7 protein-coding genes, 2 rRNA genes and 1 pseudogene (1 of these 10 cut by a window edge) are annotated in these 9,780 nt (G+C 48.0%); 8 read left to right on the top strand and 2 right to left on the bottom strand.

Annotated features, from left to right (window positions below; translation table 11 throughout):
• The 5 genes from ACQ4MX_RS10290 to ACQ4MX_RS10270 all read left to right on the top strand — a co-directional run.
• Positions 1 to 2,881 (top strand): 23S ribosomal RNA (locus ACQ4MX_RS10290) (it extends 46 nt beyond the left edge of the window).
• Positions 2,882 to 3,015: 134 nt separating this feature from the next.
• Positions 3,016 to 3,132, top strand: a 5S ribosomal RNA gene (gene rrf / locus ACQ4MX_RS10285).
• Positions 3,133 to 3,331: 199 nt separating this feature from the next.
• Complete coding sequence (locus ACQ4MX_RS10280; protein WP_431090442.1) at positions 3,332 to 4,324, top strand: ketoacyl-ACP synthase III; 993 nt, start codon at positions 3,332 to 3,334, stop codon at positions 4,322 to 4,324.
• A gap of 43 nt (positions 4,325 to 4,367) precedes the next feature.
• Positions 4,368 to 6,500, top strand: coding sequence for a DNA topoisomerase III (locus tag ACQ4MX_RS10275; protein ID WP_431090441.1), 2,133 nt, complete (start codon positions 4,368 to 4,370; stop codon positions 6,498 to 6,500).
• Between the two features lie 97 nt (positions 6,501 to 6,597).
• Entirely contained in the window at positions 6,598 to 6,735 is a 138-nt protein-coding gene (locus tag ACQ4MX_RS10270) for a hypothetical protein (protein WP_167518699.1), read from the top strand.
• 285 nt (positions 6,736 to 7,020) lie between these two features.
• Here ACQ4MX_RS10270 and ACQ4MX_RS10265 read toward each other — a convergent pair whose 3' ends face one another.
• On the bottom strand, positions 7,021 to 8,181 hold the full coding sequence (locus ACQ4MX_RS10265; RefSeq protein WP_431090439.1) for a type II asparaginase: 1,161 nt from the start codon (positions 8,179 to 8,181) through the stop codon (positions 7,021 to 7,023).
• Between the two features lie 303 nt (positions 8,182 to 8,484).
• Between ACQ4MX_RS10265 and ACQ4MX_RS10260 the strand changes: the two genes are divergently transcribed.
• Together ACQ4MX_RS10260 and ACQ4MX_RS10255 are read left to right on the top strand one after the other, a co-directional pair.
• Positions 8,485 to 8,664, top strand: coding sequence for a glycoside hydrolase family 36 N-terminal domain-containing protein (locus tag ACQ4MX_RS10260; protein ID WP_431090438.1), 180 nt, complete (start codon positions 8,485 to 8,487; stop codon positions 8,662 to 8,664).
• A pseudogene (locus tag ACQ4MX_RS10255) lies at positions 8,665 to 8,913 on the top strand (alpha-galactosidase); the annotation flags it as partial.
• Positions 8,914 to 9,139: 226 nt separating this feature from the next.
• Here the strand turns inward: ACQ4MX_RS10255 and ACQ4MX_RS10250 are convergent.
• A complete protein-coding gene (locus ACQ4MX_RS10250; protein WP_023987044.1) occupies positions 9,140 to 9,268 on the bottom strand; it encodes a DUF4023 family protein in 129 nt (42 codons plus the stop codon).
• A gap of 180 nt (positions 9,269 to 9,448) precedes the next feature.
• Here ACQ4MX_RS10250 and ACQ4MX_RS10245 point away from each other — a divergent pair, with 180 nt between their 5' ends.
• A complete protein-coding gene (locus ACQ4MX_RS10245) occupies positions 9,449 to 9,712 on the top strand; it encodes a DUF1294 domain-containing protein (protein ID WP_044647005.1) in 264 nt (87 codons plus the stop codon).
• Positions 9,713 to 9,780: the final 68 nt, after the last annotated feature.

Genomic DNA, 9,780 nt, shown 5'->3' with positions numbered 1-9,780 from the left:
CGACGAAGGACGTGGCGAACAACGATAAAGCCTCGGGGAGCTGTAAGCAAGCTTTGATCCGGGGATGTCCGAATGGGGAAACCCGGCTGTCTTCATCGACAGTCACTTTCTGCTGAATACATAGGCAGAACAGAGGCATACCAGGGGAACTGAAACATCTAAGTACCCTGAGGAAGAGAAAACAATAGTGATTCCGTCAGTAGCGGCGAGCGAACGCGGATTAGCCCAAACCAAGGAGCTTGCTCCTTGGGGTTGTGGGACGTCTCACATGGAGTTACAAAGGAACCGGTTAGATGAAGAGGTCTGGAAAGGCCCGCCAGAGAAGGTAAAAGCCCTGTAATTCAAAACTTGTTCCCTCCGAGACGGATCCCGAGTAGTGCGGGGCACGTGAAACCCCGTATGAATCCGGCAGGACCATCTGCCAAGGCTAAATACTCCCTGGCGACCGATAGTGAAGCAGTACCGTGAGGGAAAGGTGAAAAGCACCCCGGAAGGGGAGTGAAATAGATCCTGAAACCGTGTGCTTACAAGAAGTCAGAGCCCTATTAATGGGTGATGGCGTGCCTTTTGTAGAATGAACCGGCGAGTTACGTTCCCGTGCAAGGTTAAGGTGAAGAGCTGAAGCCGCAGCGAAAGCGAGTCTGAATAGGGCGACTTAGTACGTGGACGTAGACCCGAAACCGGGTGATCTACCCCTGTCCAGGGTGAAGGTGCGGTAACACGCACTGGAGGCCCGAACCCACGCATGTTGAAAAATGCGGGGATGAGGTGGGGGTAGCGGAGAAATTCCAATCGAACCCGGAGATAGCTGGTTCTCCCCGAAATAGCTTTAGGGCTAGCCTCGGAATAAGAGTCGTGGAGGTAGAGCACTGATTGGGTGCGGGGCCCGCAAGGGTTACCAAGCTCAGTCAAACTCCGAATGCCATAGACTTAGTTCCGGGAGTCAGACAGTGAGTGCTAAGATCCATTGTCGAAAGGGAAACAGCCCAGACCATCAGCTAAGGTCCCCAAGTGTGTGTTAAGTGGGAAAGGATGTGGAGTTGCACAGACAACCAGGATGTTGGCTTAGAAGCAGCCACCATTGAAAGAGTGCGTAATAGCTCACTGGTCGAGTGACTCTGCGCCGAAAATGTAACGGGGCTAAACACGCCACCGAAGCTATGGCTTGATGCTTTGCATCAGGGGTAGGGGAGCGTTGAATGCGGGTTGAAGGTGTACCGTAAGGAGCGCTGGACTGCATTCAAGTGAGAATGCCGGTATGAGTAACGAAAAGATCTGTGAGAATCAGATCCGCCGAAAGCCTAAGGGTTCCTGAGGAAGGTTCGTCCGCTCAGGGTAAGTCGGGACCTAAGGCGAGGCCGATAGGCGTAGTCGAAGGACAACAGGTCGAAATTCCTGTACCACCGTAATCCGTTATGAGCAATGGGGTGACGCAGTAGGGTAGTGACGCGGACTGATGGATGTCCGTCTAAGCAGTGAGGCTGGTGTGTAGGCAAATCCGCACATCGTAAGGCTGGGCTGTGATGGGGAGCGAAAATTACAGTAGCGAAGGTCATGATCTCAGACTGCCAAGAAAAGCCTCTAGCCAGGAGAAGGTGCCCGTACCGCAAACCGACACAGGTAGGCGAGAAGAGAATTCTAAGGCGCGCGGAAGAACTCTCGTTAAGGAACTCGGCAAAATGACCCCGTAACTTCGGGAGAAGGGGTGCCTCGGTAGGGTGAATAGCCCGAGGGGGCCGCAGTGAAAAGGCCCAAGCGACTGTTTAGCAAAAACACAGGTCTGTGCGAAGCCGCAAGGCGAAGTATACGGGCTGACGCCTGCCCGGTGCTGGAAGGTTAAGGGGAGTGGTAAGTCCTTCGGGGCGAAGCTATGAACCGAAGCCCCAGTAAACGGCGGCCGTAACTATAACGGTCCTAAGGTAGCGAAATTCCTTGTCAGGTAAATTCTGACCCGCACGAATGGCGTAACGACTTGGGCGCTGTCTCAACGAGAGATCCGGTGAAATTTTAATACCTGTGAAGATGCAGGTTACCCGCGACAAGACGGAAAGACCCCATGGAGCTTTACTGCAGCTTGATATTGAATTTGGGTACGATCTGTACAGGATAGGTGGGAGCCTAAGAGACTTGAGCGCCAGCTTGAGAGGAGGCATCCTTGGGATACCACCCTGATCGTATCTAGGTTCTAACTTGGTACCGTGATCCGGTACGAGGACAGTGTCAGGTGGGCAGTTTGACTGGGGCGGTCGCCTCCTAAAGAGTAACGGAGGCGTCCCAAGGTTCCCTCAGAATGGTTGGAAATCATTCGAAGAGTGCAAAGGCAGAAGGGAGCTTGACTGCGAGACCTACAAGTCGAGCAGGGACGAAAGTCGGGCTTAGTGATCCGGTGGTACCGCATGGAAGGGCCATCGCTCAACGGATAAAAGCTACCCTGGGGATAACAGGCTTATCTCCCCCAAGAGTCCACATCGACGGGGAGGTTTGGCACCTCGATGTCGGCTCATCGCATCCTGGGGCTGAAGTAGGTCCCAAGGGTTGGGCTGTTCGCCCATTAAAGCGGTACGCGAGCTGGGTTCAGAACGTCGTGAGACAGTTCGGTCCCTATCTGTCGTGGGCGTAGGAAATTTGAGAGGAGCTGTCCTTAGTACGAGAGGACCGGGATGGACGTACCGCTGGTGTACCAGTTGTTCCGCCAGGAGCACCGCTGGGTAGCTATGTACGGAAGGGATAAGCGCTGAAAGCATCTAAGCGTGAAGCCCCCCTCAAGATGAGATTTCCCAATTAGTAAGACCCCTTGAAGACGACGAGGTAGATAGGTTGGGGGTGGAAGTGCAGTAATGCATGGAGCTGACCAATACTAATCGGTCGAGGGCTTATCCTAAGGATAGGACGCAATGGAGTTTCGGATCCAGTTTTCAGGGTGTAACACCTTGAAGAAAAGCGCATGGCTATTCATTCACACGATTAGTGATGAACCGAATACCCATACGGTAGAATTTGTTTTACAAATTCATGTTTGGTGGCGATAGCGGAGGGGTTCCACACGTACCCATCCCGAACACGACCGTTAAGCCCTCCAGCGCCGATGGTACTTGGACCGCAGGGTCCTGGGAGAGTAGGACGTCGCCAAGCAAAAGGAAGAAGGACCATGATCTCCTTGAGATTGTGGTCCTTTTTTGCATTGAAAAGGTAAAACATTTATATTTTACTTAAGAAAAGTACAAATGGAGACTAACTCATAACTATTGAAATTATTTTATAATAAATTAGTACTAGGTATTAGTATCAGGTGTTATAATGAGAACAAGGATTATAAAGGAGAGTGATCAGATTGTTGAATTCTAAAGCAAAGCTTACGGCCCTGGGTACTTATGTACCTGAACGGATTTTGACGAATGCCGACTTGGAGAAGTTTGTGGATACTAGTGACGAGTGGATAGTGCAACGAACGGGTATGCGTGAACGGCGAATTGCGGCTGAAGACCAATATGTATCTGATCTATGCATTCAAGCCGTTACACGCATGATTAACCTCTATGACGTAAATATAAACGAAGTTGATATGATCATTGTAGCGACTAGTACGCCTGATTACTACTTTCCAAGTACGTCTTCACGAATTCAGGCCCATTTTAATATTCCGGGTACGGGATCAATGGATGTAAGTGCAGCATGTGCAGGATTCACCTATGGACTTCATCTAGCTAATGGCCTTATTACGGGTGGTCTACATCGTAAGGTTTTAGTGGTGGGAGCGGAAACGTTGTCCAAAATTACGGATTACACGGACCGGACGACTTGTGTACTTTTTGGAGACGGAGCAGGGGCTGCTCTTGTTGAATATGACGAGGATGAAGGATCTTTTTTGACCGCAGATATCGGAACTTATGGGCAAGGGGGAGTTCATCTCTATCGGGCAGGTTTATCTGATTATTTAGATGGAGAAAAGCTGCAAGCTAATGGATTTCTTGTTCAAAATGGACGTGAGGTTTATAAATGGGCTGTTCGCTCTGTCCCAGCGGGAGTAGAACGGTTATTGGAGCAAGCTGGAATGAAGAATGAGAACCTTGACTGGTTTGTACCGCATAGCGCCAATCTGAGAATGATCGAATCCATATGTGAACGAGGGGCAATACCTTTGGAAAAGACGCTGACAAGTGTAGAGTTTTATGGCAATACATCGGCGGCATCTATTCCTTTAGCTTTACAGTGCGGTTTGGATGATGGGCGTTTACGGTATGGACAGCGGGTATTGTTATATGGGTTCGGAGGGGGCCTGACTTATGCAGGTCTGCTGTTAAAATGGAGCGTGCCTGATTTGTAAGTCCGGATGGTATAATTAACAATATAAGAGAAAGGGGCGTAACATGAAGGTATTAGTATTAGCAGAAAAACCATCCGTAGCCAGAGAGATTGCACGTGTGATGGGAAGCCGCGAGAAGCATAAAAGCTATATAGAGGGGCCTAAGTATGTTGTGACGTGGGCGTTAGGACATTTGGTTGGACTGGCAGAGCCGGAGGATTATGATTCCAAGTATGCAACCTGGAATTTGGAGGACCTGCCGATCCTTCCGAAGAGTACCAGGCTGAAGGTGCTACGGGAAAGCAATCACCAGTTCAAGGCTGTGCAGCAGCTCATGAAGCGGCAGGACATTGGAGAACTTATTGTGGCGACGGATGCTGCTCGTGAAGGGGAACTGTTGGCACGTTGGATTATACAAATGGCAAACTGGAAAAAGCCTTTTCGCCGCTTGTGGATTTCATCGCAGACGGACAAGGCGATCAAGGAAGGCTTCGCGAAGCTGTTGCCTGGGCAGCAGTTTGATCGTTTATACGAATCGGCTCGTTGTCGGGCTGAAGCAGACTGGATGATTGGGCTGAATGTGACCCGCGCATTGACGTGTCGCTATAACGCTCAGCTTTCGGCGGGAAGAGTACAGACACCGACGCTGGGGATGATTATGGAACGTGAGAAGGAGATTACTCAGTTTCGTTCTCAGGAATATGATACACTGACGGCAGACTTTGGTGATTTTCAGGCAACTTGGCGTGCGGAAAATGGCGACTCACGCATGTTTGACCGTACTCAAGCAGAGGCTTTGCGCCGCAAATTGGAAGGCGTCAAAGGTACGGTTGCCAGTGTCAAAAAAAGTGAAAAGAATGAGCCACACCCGTTGGCTTATGATTTAACCGAGCTGCAAAGGGATGCCAACCAGCGCTACGGCTTTTCGGCCAAGCAGACGTCTAATGTACTTCAGCGTTTGTATGAGCAGCATAAGCTGGTCACGTATCCACGTACAGATAGCCGTTATCTGACATCCGATATGGTGGATACCCTTAAGGAACGGCTCAATAGTGTGGCTGTAGGCCCGTATGCTTCCTTGGCACGCCCGTTACTGCGCAAGAGCTTGACAATCTCGAAGCGAATTGTGGATGACACCAAAGTAACAGATCACCATGCGATCATCCCTACAGAGCAGACGTTGTTGCTTAATCAGCTAAGCCCGGAGGAACGTAAGCTGTATGATCTGATTGCGCGGCGATTTATCAGTCTTTTCTATCCACCTGCTCGTTATGATGCTGTAGCGGTTTCGGTAACAGTAGAGCAGGAAACGTTTCAAGTCAAAGGCACAACGATAAAAGATAGTGGCTGGCGTGCGGTATATGACGGAAATCTCTATGATACGGACGACGAAGCAGAGGAACGTGAGGACAACGGAAGTGGTGTTATTTTACCTGAACTGAAAAAAGGGGATTCTGTTCGGATAGAGCGTTGCCTTGTGCGTGCTGGACGAACGATGCCGCCGAAGCGGTATACGGAAGCGGCGCTACTTGCTCAGATGGAGAAGCATGGTCTGGGTACTCCTGCTACTCGCGCAGATCTGATTGAGAAGCTGGTTAGCTCGGATACAATTGAGCGTCAGGGAAATGTAATGCATCCAACGGGGAAAGGCAAGCAACTGATTGAGCTGGCAGCTCCACAGCTAAGAACACCGGAGCTGACGGCACGTTGGGAAGCGGAGCTGGAACGAATCGCCCGCGGTCAAGGGCAACCGGGACCGTTCTTGGACTCGATTCGTGCGATGGCGAAAGAACTGGTTTCCACTGTGAAAAATAGCAGTGCTGAATACAAGCCCCATAACGTGACGAATAGCCATTGCCCGGATTGTGGTACAAAGCTTTTGGAGAAGAAGGGCAAACAGGGTAAGTTCCTCGTATGTCCAAGTGCGGATTGCAGTTATCGCCGTTCGGGAGAAAAACGTTTGTCGAATCGTCGTTGTCCGCAGTGCCATAAAAAAATGGAAATGAAAGAGGGCAAGGCGGGTTTGTATGTTAGATGTCTGCCTTGTGGCATTACCGAAACACTGGATAAGGACAAGCAACGGGTAAACAAACGTGAACAGCAGAAGCTGGTAAGACAATATGAAAAGCAGGAATCTCTTGGCTCCAGTCTGGGTGATCTGCTAAAAGCAGCCTTGGAGCAAAAGCAGGGAAAATAACGGGCAGCTACAAGTAATCCAATATCAAGATAAGCATCAGCAAATCGGTATAAAATCTCTCGCTCCTTGGCATGGTAAGCCGAGGAGGTGAGTAGTTATGCCCAAGCATAAACCGCTTAAAATCAACAACCAGCAAAATAAATCAAGTATTTTGGAGGAAGAAATCGCTCCACATCCAGAGAAGCAAGCGAAATATCCTCCAAGCCTGAATGGAATTCCTAAACAGCAGTCCTGATACGAAGTGGCAGGAGCACAGGATTGTAGCAAAATGGAATCAGTTATCCATTGAATGGTATGGATTTAACCATCCGAGAGGCAAACTTAAACTTGAAGCTATATTAAGGCTAAGACAATTGGGCTCCGTATGAAGTTGTAGGTTGTCATTGTCTTGCGAAAAAGGAGCAACAGTTACGGTATATCACCGCTACTGCTGCTCTTTTTTTGGTGAGCTGGCTTTTATATCTTATGGTTCATTGAGAATGCTTATTTGGATTTTCACAAATCCTCATTTACTCATTTATTAGTATTCATTAAAGAAGGACTGAATTTGTTTAACATCATGCGTTTGAGTCAAAGCAAGCATGAGCAAGATCCGTGCTTTTTGCGGATTGAGCGAGTCAGTGGAAACAAAGTTGGACGCTGCGTCTTTCGTTGACGGAGAGACGATCCCGCTCCCTACACGGCTGGAACGTGCGATGATGACTCCTTTTTTACCTGCTGCCTCAGCACCTTCTGTAGAGGTCTTGGACAAGGAACCATTGCCGGAGCCTGCCACGACGATCCCTTTGGCACCTGCCGCTACGGCTGCATCATACAGATAGCGCCCGTTATTTTGATATTCGTATAAAATATCTACCTGAGGCAGTTGGGTCAGAATGGAAATATCGAACATAGAAGTAGTTGTATGCTTGTGTGTAGATTTGTTGTAGTAGTACACTTGATCTCCCACAACAGCTCCCAGGTATCCCTGCTCCACAGACTTGAACGTATCGACTGCTGTCGTGTTCGTTTTGGTAATGTATCTCGCTGCACCGATACGGTCATTTAGCAGTACGAGTACGCCTTGACCTTTGGAGGCAGAAGCCCCGGCGACTTTGACAGCATTATAAAGGTTAAAAGGACCATCGGCGCTGATTGCTGTAGCTGGACGCATGGAGCCAACGACAACCACAGGCTTATCGCTATTGACGACCAGATTGAGGAAATAAGCGGTTTCCTCCAGCGTATCTGTACCATGAGTAATAACGATTCCGTCTACATCATCTCTGGCGAGCAGTTCATTCGTACGTTTGGCGAGTTTTAAAAGGATATCATTATTAATGTCAGGACTGCCCACGTTGACAACCTGTTCACCGCTGACGTTTGCAATACTTTTCATTTCAGGAACGGCGTTAATCAGAGTCTCGATACCCAACGCGCCTGCTTTGTAGTCGGTTGTATCGGTGTTGACGGCAGATGACCCTGCGATGGTTCCCCCAGTAGCAAGTATTTTAATGTTGGGTAGATTATTTGTTTGTGGTTTCTCAGATTTATCGGTGATGGTAGTGGCAGATGGAGGTACAGTCGTGCTGGTGGTAGCTGCTGCCGCAGCGTTAGCGGTAAAACCACCACTCCATAAGGTACTTCCGAGAATAAAGCTGGCCAGCAGGGGAATCATTGTCATTTTTTTCATGTTAGTCATATAAAGCTCCTCTCCAATGTGAAAACCATAGATATGAATGATAGATTAACTGACAAATATTTTGTCGAACTACGTTAATATCACGAATTATAGAGGCTGAAATTGTTTTTAGTCAATACATATGTCACATAATATGACGTTATAACTTATTTTTTATAAATGTAATCGTTTTATTGTTTGTATAAGGTGTGTAGTAAGATGATAGCTATTACTTTTTATATGATTTTGTATAGAGTTCATTAGTAGGATGATAGGGGGAGTTAACTTTATGTAAGCCATACGATTACACAGGGTAAACCGAAATTGACCGGTCTTCCGGCCGTTCTACAATATAAAGTATTCAATGAATTAGATGCTATCACTCGTTCTGTACGTTTTGAAAATATAGGCAGTTCAAATGTAACGCTTCGACGGGTTTTAAGCTGTAATGTGGATTTCGTGACGGTGATTATGATATGTGCAATTGTCTGGTTCATGAGGTAGGGAGAGTCATTCCAGACGCCGGAAGCTGTACTGGTTCGTTCCTCGGAAGAATTGTGTGATATGTCGCGCACCTATCATCGCTTATATCGAACAAGACTGTCAAGAGGAGGATTCCGTGATCAGGTTCGTCCGGTGCTGATTAAAAACTGGGAAGCCACGTATTTTAATTTTAATGCGGATCGGATTAAAGAAATTGCTTCGGCTGGTCAGGAACTTGGAATTGAGCTGTTTGTACTGGACGATGGTTGGTTGTCTGGGTAGACTGGGAGAAGAGATTACTGAGACAGGATGGAAGTGAACATCGAAATTACAATAAGCAGACACCTCAAAGGGAGCCTGCTTGTTGTTTTTGCAGAAGCTAAAAGAAGGCAATGTATCTGGTTTTTGCAACATCTAAAGTAAATACATTGCAATCCAAACTGACATTATACGTGAATAACATGGTTTTACACCTTATACAGCAGGGTACCTGCAATTAAGGATTGTTGGTATGCTGTTTGGTCGGCAAGCTGGCGCTGGGAGTTCCTTTTCCTCTTTTACGATTGCGTTCTGCCTTTTTCGCATTTTCCCGCAGCTTTTCCACGTATTCATGGGTGCTTTCCATCGTAGTCCCTCCTTTAATTCAAGGATATCTGTCATACAACGTTACTATATCCGCAAAAGCGGTATTCCAGTCAGGAGAAGGCGTTGTTTCTGCAAAAGGGGTGGAGTTATAATGAAGGAGAGAGGGCTATAGAAGGACTAATGCCTGAACTCGGTGTGGTGTGCAAAAGGAGGAGAGACATTGCAGACAGGCTTGTTGGTATGGCTGCTGTTTATAAACGCAGTAGGCTATCTGGTAATGTCGGAAGACAAAAAGAGGGCGCGTAAGCACCGTGATCGTGTACCCGAACGGACGCTGTTTTTGCTGGCCTTGATCGGGGGAGCGTTGGGCGTGCTGATTGCGATGTATCGCAAACGCCACAAAACGCGGCATATGAGCTTCAGACTCGGTATTCCTGCGTTGCTGTTCGTTAATGCATTGCTATACGGATATTTTTTACGGTAAAGCCGTGGTTTAGGCTCTCATGGGGATGTTTAATGATGAGTAGGGCGGCTATGCTAGCGTTTGGCAAT

It is taken from the genome of Paenibacillus sp. 8b26, assembly GCF_050626875.1.
In the GTDB taxonomy this organism is placed as follows: domain Bacteria; phylum Bacillota; class Bacilli; order Paenibacillales; family Paenibacillaceae; genus Paenibacillus.
Note: the sequence above shows the minus strand (reverse complement) of the source record. Positions and strands in the feature narration are given on the sequence as shown.

Coding starts and splice junctions, on each gene's coding strand:
- ACQ4MX_RS10275 (WP_431090441.1), top strand. CDS start 4,368: ATGAAGGTATTAGTATTAGCAGAAAAACCATCCGTAGCCAGAGAGATT.
- ACQ4MX_RS10270 (WP_167518699.1), top strand. CDS start 6,598: ATGCCCAAGCATAAACCGCTTAAAATCAACAACCAGCAAAATAAATCA.
- ACQ4MX_RS10250 (WP_023987044.1), bottom strand. CDS start 9,268: ATGGAAAGCACCCATGAATACGTGGAAAAGCTGCGGGAAAATGCGAAA.
- ACQ4MX_RS10265 (WP_431090439.1), bottom strand. CDS start 8,181: ATGACTAACATGAAAAAAATGACAATGATTCCCCTGCTGGCCAGCTTT.